The 15,965-nt window shown below is 65.2% G+C and carries 13 protein-coding genes and 1 pseudogene; 8 read left to right on the top strand and 6 right to left on the bottom strand.

All coding sequences use genetic code 11. The features are described 5' to 3' along the window. Positions 1-31: 31 nt before the first annotated feature. The 8 genes from CVS48_RS16975 to fliR all read left to right on the top strand — a co-directional run bounded on the left by CVS48_RS16975 (position 32) and on the right by fliR (position 6,023). Positions 32-1,417 carry a flagellar hook-length control protein FliK gene (locus CVS48_RS16975; protein ID WP_100855454.1) on the top strand — a complete coding sequence of 462 codons (1,386 nt, stop codon included), beginning with the start codon at positions 32-34 and terminating at the stop codon, positions 1,415-1,417. Positions 1,418-1,587: 170 nt separating this feature from the next. After that, positions 1,588-2,202 carry a flagellar basal body-associated protein FliL gene (fliL, locus tag CVS48_RS16970; RefSeq protein ID WP_100855453.1) on the top strand — a complete coding sequence of 205 codons (615 nt, stop codon included), beginning with the start codon at positions 1,588-1,590 and terminating at the stop codon, positions 2,200-2,202. Between the two features lie 2 nt (positions 2,203-2,204). Next, the gene (gene fliM / locus CVS48_RS16965) at positions 2,205-3,212 is read left to right on the top strand and encodes a flagellar motor switch protein FliM (protein WP_100855452.1); all 1,008 of its coding nucleotides are present in this window, start codon (positions 2,205-2,207) and stop codon (positions 3,210-3,212) included. Then, positions 3,205-3,759 (top strand): flagellar motor switch protein FliN, encoded by a 555-nt coding sequence (fliN, locus tag CVS48_RS16960; RefSeq protein WP_100855451.1) that lies wholly within the window; start codon positions 3,205-3,207, stop codon positions 3,757-3,759. Before fliM ends, fliN begins: the two co-directional genes overlap by 8 nt. A gap of 12 nt (positions 3,760-3,771) precedes the next feature. Then, the gene (gene fliO, locus CVS48_RS16955; protein ID WP_100855450.1) at positions 3,772-4,095 is read left to right on the top strand and encodes a flagellar biosynthetic protein FliO; all 324 of its coding nucleotides are present in this window, start codon (positions 3,772-3,774) and stop codon (positions 4,093-4,095) included. Positions 4,096-4,122: 27 nt separating this feature from the next. Beyond that, positions 4,123-4,914: a flagellar type III secretion system pore protein FliP gene (fliP, locus tag CVS48_RS16950; protein ID WP_100855449.1), complete on the top strand. Its 792-nt coding sequence runs from the start codon at positions 4,123-4,125 to the stop codon at positions 4,912-4,914. Positions 4,915-4,930: 16 nt separating this feature from the next. Beyond that, entirely contained in the window at positions 4,931-5,200 is a 270-nt protein-coding gene (gene fliQ / locus CVS48_RS16945; protein ID WP_050450302.1) for a flagellar biosynthesis protein FliQ, read from the top strand. A gap of 34 nt (positions 5,201-5,234) precedes the next feature. Beyond that, entirely contained in the window at positions 5,235-6,023 is a 789-nt protein-coding gene (fliR, locus tag CVS48_RS16940) for a flagellar biosynthetic protein FliR (protein ID WP_100855448.1), read from the top strand. Positions 6,024-6,137: 114 nt separating this feature from the next. Here fliR and CVS48_RS16935 read toward each other — a convergent pair whose 3' ends face one another. The 6 genes and pseudogenes from CVS48_RS16935 to flgL all read right to left on the bottom strand — a co-directional run bounded on the left by CVS48_RS16935 (position 6,138) and on the right by flgL (position 15,943). Then, complete coding sequence (locus CVS48_RS16935) at positions 6,138-7,733, bottom strand: methyl-accepting chemotaxis protein (protein ID WP_100855447.1); 1,596 nt, start codon at positions 7,731-7,733, stop codon at positions 6,138-6,140. Between the two features lie 506 nt (positions 7,734-8,239). Then, positions 8,240-9,990, bottom strand: a pseudogene (locus CVS48_RS29780) (methyl-accepting chemotaxis protein). A gap of 138 nt (positions 9,991-10,128) precedes the next feature. Continuing rightward, complete coding sequence (locus CVS48_RS16925) at positions 10,129-10,599, bottom strand: hypothetical protein (protein ID WP_100855446.1); 471 nt, start codon at positions 10,597-10,599, stop codon at positions 10,129-10,131. Between the two features lie 29 nt (positions 10,600-10,628). Further along, positions 10,629-12,497, bottom strand: coding sequence for a methyl-accepting chemotaxis protein (locus tag CVS48_RS16920; protein WP_100855445.1), 1,869 nt, complete (start codon positions 12,495-12,497; stop codon positions 10,629-10,631). A gap of 111 nt (positions 12,498-12,608) precedes the next feature. Further along, positions 12,609-14,552 (bottom strand): methyl-accepting chemotaxis protein, encoded by a 1,944-nt coding sequence (locus CVS48_RS16915; protein ID WP_100855444.1) that lies wholly within the window; start codon positions 14,550-14,552, stop codon positions 12,609-12,611. A gap of 131 nt (positions 14,553-14,683) precedes the next feature. Continuing rightward, a complete protein-coding gene (gene flgL / locus CVS48_RS16910) occupies positions 14,684-15,943 on the bottom strand; it encodes a flagellar hook-associated protein FlgL (RefSeq protein ID WP_100855443.1) in 1,260 nt (419 codons plus the stop codon). Positions 15,944-15,965 lie beyond the last annotated feature (22 nt).

Here is a 15,965-nt window from a genome sequence, read left to right as displayed (position 1 = left end):
CTATAAAGCTGCACCTAACAGGAAGCCCAAGATGACCGCTCCCCTGCCCTTGCCGACTATCGCGCCCGTTGCGAAAACGTCCATCGCCGACACGCTGGGCGCCAACAAGCCCGCACCCGCGAACAAGAAAGGCCCCAGCTTCTCCGACGTGCTGGCTCAGCAACGTCCGAAGCCGTCCGCCGATTCACGTCCGGCCAACGATGGCGCCAAGGCGCCCGGCAAGATGCCCGGCAAGACCGCCGACGCCGGCACCGACCCCAACGCCAAGGCGGAAGATGCCGCTGCCGGCGCCATCAATGACGCCGTCAATACCGCGACGTCCGCCGAAGCCGGCGCGCTGGCCGTGGCCGCCGCGCAGCCGCCCGTGCCCGCCCTGCCGCAGCAAACGCTTGAGCTCGCGGCGCAGGCCGCCGAGCAAGTGCAGCTTGCGCGCGGCAGCGCCGAAGCCGCCGCCGCCGCACTCGGCAGCAGCGCGGCCGTGCTGACCGCCACGCTGAACGCGGCCGATGTTGCGGCCCCCGCCACCGCCCGCACGCCGGTCGCCGTGACCGCCGTGCAGGCCGAAGCCGCCGCCGCGATTGCCGCGCGCGATGCTCAGGTCGCGCAGCCGGTCCTGACCGCCGCCGTCAAGCCGGGCAGCGCCACGGCCCCGGCCGTCGCCGCCGCCCCGACCACGCAGCCGGCCGTCAAGGCCGCAGTACCGCGCGCCGCTGTCGAACTTCCGTTGCCGCGCGTTGCACGCGAAACCAAGGCCGATGCCGATGCCGGCACCACCACGACCTTGCCCGCGCGCACCGAAGAAGAACTGTTGGCCGCCCTGACCGGCACCACCCAGCAATTCCAGGCGCCGCAACATGGCGCCACGCCGCAGGACCATCTGGCGCAGGCACTTGCCGCCGCCACCCAACGCCAGGCTGCGCCCGTCGTGAACCAATCGGCCTTCGCCCCGCCGGCCGTGCCGCTTGTGATGCAGGTCGCCACCCCGGTCGGCGGCACGCACTGGGGCACCGAGCTGGGCCAGCAAGTGGTGATGATGAGCACCAACGCGCGCCAGGGCATGCAGACTGCCGAGCTGCGGCTGGATCCGCCCGACCTGGGCCCCCTGCGCGTCAGCCTGAACATCGCCGACGGCGTGGCCAGCGCCTCGTTCGTCTCGGCGCATGCCTCGGTGCGCCAGGCTATCGAAACCGCCATGCCGCAATTGCAGCAAGCCTTGGCGCAAGCGGGCATTTCGCTGGGCCAGACCAGCGTGGGCGAACAGTCCGCGCAGCAGGAATTCGCGCAACAGCAAGGCAACGGCGGTTCGCAGCGTCAGTCGGGCAATGGATCGGCGCTTGCCGATGCGTCGGCCGACAACGCCACCCCCACCGTGACGGTGTCGCGCAACGCCAACGCACTGGTCGACACCTTTGCGTGACAAACACGCGGCCCGCGCTTGGCAACGAACGCGGGCAGTGCAGCAATAGCTTGAGATACGCGGCTTTCGCCCTGTTTTTCGCCTCCAAGCCGAGGCGTAGTTTGGGGCAGAATGCTTTCATCCACTAAGAATCCGTTTTCACCAGCGGCTCAATACGCATCGAAACCGAGATGGCGACTACCAAACCCATAACCGCGCCGTCGGGCGCAAAGAAATCCGGCGGCGGCATTCTTCGTCTGCTGCTGGGCCTGTTGGTCTTGCTCCTTGTTGCCGCCGGCAGTGCGGGCGCAACCTGGTTCATCACCCAACGCCTGCAGCAACCGCAAGCCGGCGCGCCCGTGCAATTGGGCGTGGGCCAGGTGCCTGGCGGTCAGCCCGGCCAACCGGGTCAGCCCGGTCAGCCCGGCCAGGGCCCCCAAGCCACGCCGACCACATTCGTGGCGCCGCCCGCCGGCCCCATCGCGGTGCCCGCCCCGATCTTCGTCCCGATCGAAGCATTCACCGTCACGCTGCAAAACGCGGAAACCGAACGCATCATGCACGTGGGTCTGACCCTGCGCGTCAGCGACGAGCAGACCCGCACCCGACTTGAAAAGTACATGCCTGAAGTGCGCAGCCGCATCCTGATGGTGCTGTCGTCGCAATCGCCCACCGGCGTGCAGACGCAGCAAGGCAAGACCGAAATGGCCAACGCGATCAAGACCGCGGTCAACCAGCCGTTCTCGCCCCTGCCTGACGGCCAGTATGTCACCGACGTGCTGTTCACGGCGTTCGTGGTGCAATAAGCATGGCCTACGAGGCATTCCTTTCGCAGGACGAAGTCGATGCGCTGCTAGCCGGCGTCACCGGCGAGAGCGATAGCAAATCAACGGCCGCGAACTCCAACGATGGCGCGCGCGCCTACGACCTGAGCTCGCCCGAGCGGGTCGTGCGCCGCCGCATGCAGACGCTGGAGCTCATCAACGAGCGTTTTGCGCGCCACATGCGCAACGTGCTGTTGAACTTCATGCGCCGCAGCGCCGACATTACCGTCGGCTCGATCAAGATCCAGAAGTACGCGGACTTTGAACGCAACCTGCCCGTGCCCAGCAATCTGAACATGATTCAGATGAAGCCCCTGCGCGGCACGGCGCTGTTCACCTATGACCCAAACCTGGTATTCCTGGTCATCGACAGCCTGTTCGGCGGCGATGGACGCTACCACACGCGCGTCGAAGGCCGTGACTTCACCACGACCGAACAACGCATCATCCGGCGCCTGCTGAACCTGACGCTGGAAAGCTACGGCAAGTCCTGGGACCCCGTCTATCCCATCGAATTCGAGTACGTGCGCTCGGAGATGCACACCAAGTTCGCCAGCATCACCGGCAACAATGAAGTGGTGGTCGTCACCTCGTTCCACATCGAATTCGGCGCGACCGGCGGCGACCTGAACATCTGCCTGCCCTATTCCATGATTGAGCCGGTGCGCGATCTGCTGACGCGGCCGCTGCAAGAAACCACGATGGAAGAGGTTGACCAGCGCTGGTCGCAGCAGTTGTCGCGCCAGGTGCGCAGCGCCGACATCGACGTGGTGGCGGAATTCGCGCGCATCCCGTCGTCGATCCGCGAACTGATGAATTTGAAGGTGGGCGACGTCCTTCCCGTGGACGTGCCCCAAACCATCACAGCCCATGTGGATGGCGTACCGCTGATGGAATGCGGCTACGGCGTCTTCAACGGCCAGTACGCGCTTCGCGTACAGAACATGTTTACCTACGATACCGATTCAAACGAGGCCCCCGACCATGACTGACAAGAACGAGCCTGGCACCGGCTCGTCCCCGGCCGACGACTGGGCCGACGCGCTCGCCGAACAATCCCGCGCCAACCCGCCCACCCAAGCCGACGGCCTCAAGCCGCAGGACGACTGGGCGGCCGCGATGGCTGAACAAACCGCCTCCACGCCGCCCGCGGCCGCGGCGCCTGCCCCGGCACCGGCTGCACCTGCGGCACCGGCCGCCGCGGCACCGGCCGCGCAATCGGCGTCGCAGTCGGTGTTCAAGCCGCTGGCTGGCGCCACGAGCGGCTCCGGCAGCGACATCGACCTGATCATGGACGTGCCCGTCCAACTGACGGTCGAACTGGGACGCACCCGCCTGACCATCAAGAACCTGCTCCAACTGGGCCAGGGCTCCGTGGTCGAGCTGGACGGCCTGGCCGGCGAGCCGATGGACATCTTCGTCAACGGCTACCTCATCGCCCAAGGCGAAGTCGTGGTGGTCGAAGACAAGTACGGCATCCGCCTGACCGACATCATCACCCCGTCCGAGCGGATCAACCGCTTGAACAACCGCCGCTAGCAGCCCGGCGCCATGACTGAATCCGCCCTGCTGCGCGTCGTCATCGGCCTGGTGCTGGTGGTGGCCGCCATCCTGGCTTCGGCCTGGCTGGCGCGGCGGGCCGGCCTGACCCAGCGCGGCGGCGGCAACCTGCTCAAGCAGGTCGCCAGCCTGCCCGTCGGCGCGCGCCAAAGCATCGTCGTCGTAGAAATCGACAATACCTGGCTGGTGGTGGGCGTCGGCCCGAACCAGCTCACTACCCTGCACACCCTGCCCGCCGGCCAGATGCCGGAGGGTTCGCCCTTGCCCGCCGCGGCCTTCGCGGCCAAGCTGGGCCAGGCGCTCAAGCGCCGCTAGCGCGACACGCGCATCTTTGCGACACCCATGAGCTTTCTCTCTCGCACGACACTCCTGCCCGCCCGTCCGCGCGCCCTGCCCTTGCTGGCGGCCGCCGCAGTGCTGGGCCTGGCCTTCTTTCCGGCCGGAGTCGTCGCCCAGGCCACCCTGCCCGCCCTGACCGCCACACCCGGCCCCAACGGCTCGGAGACGTACTCGCTCAGCATGCAGACCATGCTGCTGATGACGTCGCTGTCGTTCCTGCCGGCCGCCTTGCTGATGATGACGGGCTTCACCCGCATCATCATCGTGCTGGGCCTGCTGCGCAGCGCCATGGGCACCGCGATGTCGCCGCCCAACCACGTGCTGATCGGGCTGTCGCTGTTCCTGACCTTCTATACGATGTCGCCGGTGTTCGACAAGATCTACGCCGACGCCTACAAGCCCTTGTCCGAAGGGTCGATCCAATTCGAGACCGCGGTGGAACGCGCGGCCGGCCCGCTGCGCACGTTCATGCTGCACCAGACGCGCGAGAACGATCTGTCGCTGTTCGCCAACCTGGCCAAGCAGCCCGCGCTGGAAGATCCGTCGCAAGTGCCCTTGCGCATCCTGGTGCCCGCCTTCATCACCAGCGAATTGAAGACGGCGTTCCAGATCGGCTTCACCATCTTCATTCCGTTCCTGATCATCGACCTGGTCGTGGCCAGCGTGCTGATGGCGCTGGGCATGATGATGGTGCCGCCCGTGACCGTGGCGCTGCCGTTCAAGCTGATGCTGTTCGTGCTGGCCGACGGCTGGAACCTGCTGATGGGTTCCCTGGCCCAGAGCTTCTACCAATAACGCCGGAGCAATCGCCATGACCGCTGAAACCGTCATGACCATGGCCTACCAGGCGATGAAGATCGTACTGGCGATGGCCGGGCCGCTGCTGCTGGTGGTGCTGGTGGTGGGTCTGGTCATCAGCATCTTCCAGGCCGCCACGCAGATCAACGAAATGACGCTGTCGTTCATTCCGAAGCTGCTGGCCATGTGCGGCGTTCTGGTGCTGCTGGGCCCCTGGCTCATCGGCGTCATGGTCGACTACATCCGGCTACTGATCGGCCAGATTCCCATGCTGGTGTCCTGAGCGGCCCGCGCCGCCCGGCCCCGGACGTTTCCCCATGATCGCCTTCACGCTCGAACAGCTCAACGGCTGGATCGGCCAGTTTCTCTGGCCGTTCGTGCGTATCCTGGCGCTGGTCGGCACCGCCCCGCTGTTCTCGGAATCCGCCATTCCCGTGAAGGTCAAGGTGGGTCTGTCGTTCATGCTGGCCGTGGCCGTCAGCCCCGCGCTGGATCCCATGCCGCCCGTTTCGCCCGGCTCTTATGCGGGCCTGTGGATGGTGATGCAGCAGGTGCTGATCGGCATCGCCATGGGCTTCACGATGCGCATCGTTTTCGCCGCCGTGCAGACGGCCGGCGAATTCGTCGGCTTGCAGATGGGCTTGTCGTTCGCCTCGTTCTTCGACCCCAGCGCCGGCGCCAACACCGCCGTGCTGTCGCGCCTGTTCAACATGGTGGCGATGCTGACGTTCCTGGCGCTGGACGGCCACCTGCTGGTGCTGGCCGCCCTGGTGCGGTCCTTCGACACCTTGCCCGTGGCCACGATCCAACTGCACCAGAACGGCTGGGGCGTGGTGGTGGAATGGGGCAAGACCGTGTTCGTCTCGGGCCTGCTGCTGGCGCTGCCGCTGATCTGCGCGCTGCTGACCATCAACCTGGCCATGGGCATCCTGAACCGCGCCGCGCAGCAACTGTCCGTGTTCTCGGTGGGCTTTCCCGTCACGCTCATCATCGGCGTGATCGTGCTGACCGTGGTACTGCCGCACTCCGGCCCGTTCCTGGAGAACTTGTTCGAATCCGGCCTGGGTGCGATGAGCCGGGTGGTGGATGCGCTGGCGGGGCGGTAGCGGGAAAGTCCTGGGCAAATGGCCAATGGAAAAGCCCCTCCCCGAAACATCGAAAGGGAGGGGCTTGTTGAACCAACCTGGGGTTAAGCGTCTACCGGACGCGGATGAAATCGCTCAGGGCTGACCGGTAAGCCGGAATACCCGGATCGTCTCGCGCAGCGCACCGGACTGGGTGCCCAGCTGCATCACCGCGCCGCCCAATTCCTGCACCAGCGCCGTGTTCTGCACGGTCATCACGTCCATCTGCGACACGGCAGTATCCACCTGTTCGATACCGCTGGACTGCTCTTGGGACGCCTGCGAGATTTCCCCGATGATGTCGGTGACCCGATGCACGGCCGCCACGATTTCTTCCATGGTTGCGCCCGCTTGCTCGGCCTGCGCCGAGCCTTCCGACACGCGGTCCACGGAATCCTCGATCAAGCCCTTGATCTCTTTAGCGGCCTGCGCGCTTTTCTGCGCCAGGCTGCGCACTTCGCCCGCCACCACGGCGAAGCCCTTGCCGGTTTCGCCGGCGCGGGCTGCTTCCACCGCGGCGTTAAGGGCCAGGATGTTGGTCTGGAACGCGATGCCTTCGATGATGCTGACAATGTCCGCGATCTTGCGTGAGCTGGCCGAGATGCCGTGCATGGTGTCGACCACCTGGCCCACGGCCACGCCACCGCGCCGCGCCACGTCCATGCTGCTGGCGGCCAACTGGTTGGCCTGTCGTGCGTTGTCGGCGTTCTGGCGCACGGTGGACGTCAGTTGCTCCATGCTGGCGGCGGTTTGCTGCAAGGACGACGCCTGCCCTTCCGTGCGGCCGGCCAGTTCCTGGTTGCCGCGCGCGATATGCACGGCCGCATGGGTCGTGCCCTCGATACCGCGATAGACGTCCTGGGCGATGCCGATGAGGCTCTTGCGCATGACTTCCAGCGAGAACTTCAAGCTGCCCACTTCATCATCCGAGTCCGCGATGATCTGCGTGGTGAGGTTGCCGGCGGCCACCTGGCGCGCCATGTTGGCGGCGTCCAGCATCGGGTCCAGCAGCGACCGCGACAAGCTCCAACCCATCCCGAAGATGGCGATCACGCCCAGCGCGATGGCGCCGCATCCCAGGCTGGCGCCCCAGGTGCCCAGGCTGTCCCAATTGGCGTGCAAGCCATAGGCGCCCGCGCCCGCGACGATGCCGGCGGACACCAGGGCATGGCGGAACATCCGGCTGCGCACGCTGCGCTTGAACGGAAACGCCACCACGTCCAGGCCACGCCGCCAGCCGGCGCGCACCGGCCGTCCGCGCTTGATGCGGATGCCTCGTGCCGAGCCTTCGCGCATGCGCGCGTAGAGTTCTTCGGCCATCTCGATCTGTTCGTCGGAAGGCCGCACCCGCACCGAGGAATACGCGACGACTTCGTCGTTTTCGACGATGGGCGTGGCGTTGGCCAGCACCCAGTAATAGCCACCATCCTTGCGGCGGTTCTTGACCAGGCCCAGCCACGATTCGCCGGCTTCCAAGGTTTCCCACAAGTCTTCGTAAGCCTCGGGCGGCATGTCGGGATGGCGCACGATGTTGTGCGGCTTGCCGATGAGTTCTTCGCGGGTAAAGCCGCTGACGTCAACGAACGCCGGGTTCGCGTAGACGATGCGGCCCTTGGTATCGGTTCGCGAGATCAGGTATTGATCTTCGCGCAGCTTGGTTTCCACATCAGTGATGGGTAAGTTCACGCGCACAGCTAGTCTCCAGTGACATCAATAGAGCAGCGAATGAATAGCAGTGAGCAAACCAGGGCGTGGCGCCCCGCATGACCCCGCCCGGTTTGTCTGGCCGGGGCGCCCTCACGCGCACACCGACCATCAAACACTGTTCACCGCCCTCTTCCAGGCGTTATTGTTATTAACGGTATTTTTAATGAAAACTTAACGTGCGTATTAATCGGTGCGTGACGCGATTCGCACGATGCCGGTGGCCGGTGGCGGCCGGTGGTGGCCGCCGGCGCCCGGTGGTGGCCGTAGGATGGGTGAAGCGCGCACCGTCCGCCCCGCGCAAACAAACGCCGATCGCGCGTAACCCATCAGACGAACGTCGCGTTGTGGCGGATCCGGTTAAGAACCGCTGCGCCGTCCGATGGGTTACGCGCGATCGGCAGCCTTGTTCTAATCAACGTCCGCGCGCGCTCCACCCATCCTACGAGCCGCCGTTGCATCAAAGGCCGGGGTTTCCCCCGGCCGTCTACCTATCAACCTTGCGTCAGCGTCGGGGACGCGTAGCCGCTCAGTTGGTGGGCGGGCACTTCGATCACTTCGCCGGCGTTGATCTTGAACACCGCCACGGCTTCGGCCAGGCGGTGCGCTTGATCCTGCAACGAACCGGCGGCGGCCGCAGCTTCTTCCACCAAGGCCGCGTTCTGCTGCGTCACTTCGTCCATCTGCGACACGGCGCGGTTGACCTGGTCAATACCGCTGGACTGCTCTTCGGACGCCGCCGAAATCTCGCCCATGATGTCCGTCACGCGCTTCACCGACGCCACGATTTCCTGCATCGTTGCACCCGCGCGTTCCACCTGCTGCGAACCCGCGCCGACCTTGTTGACCGAGTCTTCGATCAAGCCCTTGATTTCCTTGGCGGCTTGCGCGCTGCGTTGCGCCAGCGAGCGCACTTCGCCCGCCACCACCGCGAAACCCTTGCCCTGCTCGCCTGCACGCGCCGCTTCCACCGCCGCGTTCAGCGCCAGGATGTTGGTCTGGAACGCAATGCCGTCGATGACGGAAACGATTTCCGAGATCTTGCGCGAGCTGGCCGAAATGCCCTGCATCGTGCTGACCACTTCCGACACCGCCGAACCACCGCGCTCGGCCACGTCCGACGCGCTGGCGGCCAACTGGTTGGCCTGGCGCGCGTTGTCCGCGTTCTGCTTCACGGTAGAGGCCAGCTCTTCCATCGACGCCGCGGTTTCCTCAAGGGAAGCCGCCTGCTCTTCGGTACGGCTGGACAGGTCCGTGTTGCCGGCCGCGATTTCACGCGAACCCACGGTGATCTCGTCCACGCCACGGCGCACCGTCGTCACCGTACGCGACAGGCTTTCCTGCATGCGCTTCACGGCCGCCATCAACTGGCCGATTTCGTTGTGCGACTTCACTTCCACGCGGCTCGTCAGGTCGCCGGCGGCGATCTTGTCGAAGTGCTGGCCGGCTTCCACCAGCGGGCGCACGACAAGGCGGCCGAACAAGATGCGGCAGAAAATCATCAGCAGCAATGCCATGCCCACCGCAACGGCCACGGCCACCATGGCGCGGTTGAAGTTCGCTTCAGCCTGATCAATGGTGGCTTGCTGCTGGTCGCCGATGTACTTGCTGAAATCGCCGATCGCCTCGATGAAGGCGGCGCTACGCGGCGTGCCGTATTCGTTGTTCACCATGTAGAACGTCGAATAGTCTTCGCTGCGCAGGGCTTCCACCATCGTGTCCACACCGTCGTCGATGTAGGAGCGATAACGACGCACCAGGTTCATGGACAGTTGGCGGCCGGTGTCGTCCTGAAGCATGTTCTTCTGGAAGTCCGAGGCATGTTCTTCTGGAAGTCCGAGAAGCGGCTGCGCACGCCCGTCAGCAGGTCGGTGGCGGCCTTCAAGGCGGCGGCCGCGTCACGGGCCGAGTTCTCGCCGCTGCCCCAGCCGGATTCCTGCAAGTGGCGCGCGGCCACCATCAGGCTCACGCGGGCGCGCAACATGTCGCTGTTGATCACTTCGACTTGCTTGGCACGCTCGGTCAGCGCGTTCACTTCGCGAATGGACTCGTAATTGTGCTGCAAGAAAAATGCGGCCAGGCCGCCCACCGCCGCGATCAGGATCGCGAAAAACGCCATCACCCACAGCAGCATCGTACCGACGCGGGCGTCACGCAGCCGCAGCTTGCGTTTTACCTTGGGCGCGCGCGCGGCCTTTTTCCTGCCTTTGCCGGCCTTTGCGCCGGATTCGAGACTCGCTTCCATATTTTTCCCCATCCCTCAGGAACTGCTCTGACCAAATGAAAAACCACCTTGCGGACACGCCCTGTTACACGGCGGGTACATTCAAGGCGACGTACATTGCGGCGCGCGCCGCAATGCTCTCTGCCGGACTACCCAGGCCTACTGCTTACCCTGTGGAGCCAACCCGGCCGGCTCTCCCGGACCGGGTATGTAGATAGTTTGCACCTCGGGTTCCGCCACGGGTGGCGGCCAATCCTGACGCGCGTCAGGCATGGGCGCGGGACCCAGCAATTTCTGGCGTTCCCAAGGTTCCAGCAGAATATTGGTGCTATCAACCAGCCGCATCAGGCGGCCGTCCGGGCCGAACTGCAGCAGCGCTTCCTTGCGGCTGTACAGCCCGTCGGTGATAAACGTGATCTTGTGCGACCAGAGGGCGAGTTGCGTGCCGTCGGTTTGTCGGTAAATCTTGTCAGGCGGCGCGGTCAGCGCCCGCGAGGCTTCTTCCAGCGTCGTCTGGCCAGGGGTCAGCGTGCTCAGTTTGCCCGGGTCGAAGTTGTGGCCCGTGGCCGCGCAGCCGCCAAGCAGCAACGCGATGGCGGCAGCCGCCAGAAGATGTCTATAGCCTCGCATACCCTACCTGTTCGCCAGCGGTGCCGGCATCAAAAAGATTCCCAATCGTCGTCGGACGGTGCTTGCCGGCGGCTGGCCGCAGGCGCCGGCTTGGCCTCGCCTGCGGGCGCTGCCGGACGCGGAGTTGGACGGCGCAACGGACGCGCGGCGGATGCGCCCTCGGCGGCGGGTGCCGGCTTGGCACGCGCGGCGTGGGTCAGACGCACAGCAGGCGCCGAACGCGCAGGCGCTTCGGCGGGCGCATCAGCCGGGGCCTTGGCCGGGGCCGGCGCGGCAACGCGCGGCGCGCGCTGCGGCGGGGCTTGCTGCGCCAACTGGCGCGCCGGCACTTCAATCACTTCGCCCGCGTTGATCTTGAACACCGCCACGGCTTGCACCAGGCGTTCCGCCTGCTCTTGCAGCGAACCCGCCGCGGCCGCCGCTTCTTCCACCAGCGCCGCGTTCTGCTGCGTCACTTCGTCCATCTGCGACACGGCGCGGTTGACCTGGTCAATGCCGCTGGACTGCTCGTCGGACGCCGCCGAGATCTCGCCCATGATGTCCGTCACGCGCTTCACCGATGCCACGATTTCCTGCATCGTCGCGCCCGCGCGTTCCACTTGCTGCGAACCCGCGCCGACCTTCGTGACCGAGTCTTCGATCAGGCCCTTGATTTCCTTGGCGGCTTGCGCGCTGCGCTGCGCCAACGAGCGCACTTCGCCCGCCACCACCGCGAAACCCTTGCCCTGCTCACCTGCACGCGCGGCTTCCACGGCGGCGTTCAGCGCCAGGATGTTGGTCTGGAAGGCGATGCCGTCAATAACGGAAACGATTTCCGAAATCTTGCGCGAGCTGGCCGAAATGTCGTGCATGGTGTTGACCACTTCCGACACCGCCGAACCACCGCGTTCAGCCACGTCCGACGCGCTGGCCGCCAATTGATTGGCCTGGCGTGCGTTGTCGGCGTTCTGCTTCACGGTGGACGCCAGTTGTTCCATCGACGCGGCGGTTTCCTCAAGGGACGCCGCCTGTTGTTCCGTGCGGCTGGACAGATCCGTGTTGCCGGCCGAAATCTCACGCGACCCCACGTTGATCTCGTCCACGCCACGGCGCACCGCCGCCACCGTGCGCGTCAGGCTTTCCTGCATGCGCTTCACCGCAGCCATCAAGTGGCCGATTTCGTTGTTGGCCGTGGCTTCCACGCGCACGGTCAGGTCGCCGCCCGCGATCTTGTCGAAGCTGTCGCTGACGGCGCGCAAGGGGCGCAGCACAACGCGGTTCATGAACAGGAAGGCGCCCAGGGACACGGCCAGAATCAAGGCGGCCAAGCCCAGGTACACGTAGGTCATCATCGTGGACTCGGCGCGCGAGGCTTGCACCTGCTGCTCGCTGTAGGCGCTGATGTTGTCGGCGAAGGCGGTCAGTTCTTTGAAGAACGCACCGCTGGCGGCGCCCGCCTTGGTGTTCTTCAGGCTCAGGTAGGTGGCGGCGTCGCCCTTGTCCAGCGCGCCCATCATCGACTGCAGCGCATCGGAAAAGCCGTTGAACGACGAAATCAGTTGGCCTTCGGAGGCCTTGCCCATCTCCGTCATCTTCGGAACGGCCTTGAAGGCGTCCATCTTCTTCTTCGCGTCGCCGATCAGTTGCTGCACCGTGCGCGAGTTGTCGGCCGCGCCATTGGCGTCGCCGGCCGCGCGCTGCGCGGCGGCGATGTCGGCACGCACCGTGGCGCGCAGCATCTGTGTGTAGGCATCCTTGATCAGGTTGCTCTGCTGCACGCTCAGCGAATCGAGCGCGTTGATCGTCACGGCGCTGGCACGCATGCTGTTCCAGCCCAAACCAATTGCAACCAGTGCGGCCAGGGCAACTGCCAACTGAGCGAGCATCAAGCCCGTACGCACCTTCAGATTGCTGAACATGTTCCGATAGTTCCGGTAGTCGTCCCGGTGGCGCGCGATGGCCGCCGGTCCGTAAAGGGGAATGACCTGTTTGTAATCGACTGCCTATTCAATGCACTGACGCGGGATTCGTCAGAAGGACTCCCAATCATCGTCCGAGGGCGCGGACCGGCGGCTGGATGCTGAAGCGGTGGGCGTTGCATCTGCCCCGGCCCGGGTCGCCGCGTTGTCCGCGCGCGTGGCCGGACGGCGCAACGGGCGCACCACGGTAGCCGCCGTGGCGGCCGGCTTGGGACGTGCCACCTGCGTCTTGCGCGGCGCGGGTTTCGGTGCGGCGGACGCTTCGTCAGCGTCCTGCGTCGATGCCTCGGCCTGCGATGCGGACGTCGATGCCGCGCTGGCAGCTTGAGCCGAATGCGGCAAATGCTGGGCCGGTGACGGCGCACGCGGCGCCGTTTGCGGCGGCGACACGCGCGGCGCGGCTTGCTGGCTGGCCAGATGCTGCGCCGGCACTTCAATCACTTCGCCCGCGTTGATCTTGAACACTGCCACGGCTTGCGCCAGACGCTGGGCCTGTTCTTGCAAGGAGCCCGCCGCGGCGGCCGCTTCTTCGACCAGCGCCGCGTTCTGCTGCGTCACTTCGTCCATCTGCGACACGGCGCGGTTGACCTGGTCAATACCGCTGGACTGCTCTTCGGACGCCGCCGAAATTTCGCCCATGATGTCCGTCACGCGCTTCACCGACGCCACGATTTCCTGCATCGTTGCACCCGCGCGTTCCACCTGCTGCGAACCCGCGCCGACCTTGTTGACCGAGTCTTCGATCAGGCCCTTGATTTCCTTGGCGGCTTGCGCGCTGCGTTGCGCCAGCGAGCGCACTTCGCCCGCCACCACCGCAAAGCCCTTGCCCTGCTCGCCTGCACGCGCGGCTTCCACCGCCGCGTTCAGCGCCAGGATGTTGGTCTGGAACGCAATGCCGTCAATGACCGAAACAATCTCGGAGATCTTGCGCGAGCTGGCCGAAATGCCCTGCATCGTGCTGACCACTTCCGACACGGCAGAACCACCGCGCTCGGCCACGTCCGACGCGCTGGCCGCCAACTGGTTGGCCTGACGCGCGTTGTCCGCGTTCTGCTTCACGGTGGACGCCAGCTCTTCCATGGACGCGGCGGTTTCCTCAAGGGACGCCGCCTGTTGTTCCGTGCGGCTGGACAGGTCGGTGTTGCCGGCGGAAATTTCACGCGCGCCCACATTGATCTCGTCCACACCACGGCGCACGGTCGCGACCGTACGCGTCAGGCTTTCCTGCATGCGCTTGATGGCCCCGAACAACTGGCCGATTTCGTTGGTGCTGCGCACATCGATACGGCCGGTGAAGTCGCCGCCCGAGATCTTGTCAAAATGGTCGCCCGCCTGATGCAGCGGACGCAGCACGGTGCGGTTGATGAAAATCCAGCAACCCAGCGCCAGCAGCAGCGTGATCGCCAGCATCGCAATCGTCACGGTGCGCGAGATGCGATGATCGGTCTCGGCCTGCACCACCAGTTCGTTGGTGCGCGTATCCAGGAATTGCAGCACGCCATACACCGATTCACGGAATGCGGTATTGGCGGCGCTGCCGGCGTCGTTCAGGTCCAGATACTCTTGAATGGCCAGGTTGGACAATGCCGCTGCCTGGCGCTTGTACACGTCGTCAAACTGCCTGAACGCGGCTTCCAGCTTTTCGACCACGGCTTCGGAACCCGTCATGCGCGGCACCTTGCGGAACGCCTCAAGCTGCTGCTTGCCTTCCTGCATCAGCGTATCGGCGCGCTTGGCCTGGGACGTTGCCTGCTCGGTCTTGCCCTGCTGCATATCCATCAGCGAATTCGCCAGCAACAGGCGGCCGCGCAGGAAGGCAATGTAGGCGCGATTCAACTGGGTCGCCTGATTGGAATAGGCGTCATTGACCTGCTCCAGCTTCCCGTTGCTGGAGTTCAGGCCCAACCACGCCACGCCGTTCGAAATGAACATGGCGCCCGTGAAGAGCAAGAGCACCAGAACGATACAGGTGCGGACTTTCAAATTGGCAAGCATGAAATACCCGAGCGTTAAACAGTGAAACGACACAACCTACCCTGAACGCAACCACGGACGCCCCGGTCCTTGACCGGAAGCGTCCGAGTATGCGCACCGCCGCGCCGTGACGCGGCCTGGGAATCCGCCGCTTATTGGCGGCTGAACAGGCTGGATCCCTGAATCGTCATGAACGCGGCGGAAGCCGCTTGCAGCGCGACCTTGCGCAATGCAAGCTGGCTGGTGCCGGCGTAATAATCCAAATCTTCCAAGTCCGACAGCGACTTGGAATAGGTCAAACCCTTCTTCGTGCCGGTCGCATCCAGCGCTTCCAGCTCGTTCATGCGGGCGCCGACCGAGGCTGCTACCGTCAAGACGTTGTCGTAGTTGCTCGCCAGCTTCTTGTTGGCGGTCGCCAATTCGTTGTTCAGCTTGGCCAGGGCGACTTCGTCGCCGGCAATCGGCGAATCCAGCACCTTGATCAGGCTGTCCAGCGTGTTGAACATGTCCACGTCCGCCGACTGCACGCTCTCGACGTTGATCACGTCGCCGTTGGCGGGCGTGCCCTTGATCACTACCGACACGCCACCGAAGTCGATGGCCGAATCCGCCGTGTACTGCGTGGGCGCGGCCGGCGGCGCGGGCGTGATGACGGGCGGGACTGGCGGGATGGCGGTCGGGTCCGTCGTCGTGACGCGGTAACCCATGTTGCCCGTGGCCGGATCCGCTTCAAACTGGATCTGGAAATTCTTGCCGATGTTGGCGCTGCCCGGCGTCACCGACACCGTGCTGAACTGGGCCGTGCCGGTATTGGCGTTGGCGGCGGTGCTGACATACGCCTGCGAGCCGGGGTTGGCGCGATTGAAAACATCGCTGCCCAGATCGCTCGTGGACAACTGGCGCGACTGGTCCACCTGCATCGTGCGTTCGCCGGTGGCGCCGCTGTAGATGATCTTGCCGTTGACGTCCTGCGAATAGGGAACCACGCCGCCCTGGTAACCCGAGAACAGGTACTGGCCGTTGCCGTCCGTGCTGTTCGCCAGACCCAGCAGTGCATCGCGGGCGCTTTTCAGCGCGGTCGACAGGGCCTGGCGGTCGCTGTCGGCGAAGGTGCCGTTACCGGCCTGGATGACGCGCGTGCGCACATCCTGCAAGGCGGTCGTGATCGAGTCCAGCACATTGCTTTCCTGGCCCAGATTGGTCATCGCCGCGTCGCGGTTCAGACCGTACGTGCTGTTCATGCTCTGGGTCTGCGCCACGCCGATGGACAGCGAAGCGGACAAGGGATCATCAGCGGGAGTCAGGAACTTGCGGCCGCTGCCCACCTGTTCAACCAGGCGGTTCATGTCCGACTCCTGGGCCATAATGCCGCTCAGGCCGTTCGAATACATCATCGTGGTGCTCAGGCGCATGGTGCGGCTCCGGAATTCTTCT

The organism is Achromobacter spanius (assembly GCF_002812705.1).
GTDB lineage: Bacteria > Pseudomonadota > Gammaproteobacteria > Burkholderiales > Burkholderiaceae_B > Achromobacter > Achromobacter spanius.
Note: the sequence above shows the minus strand (reverse complement) of the source record. Positions and strands in the feature narration are given on the sequence as shown.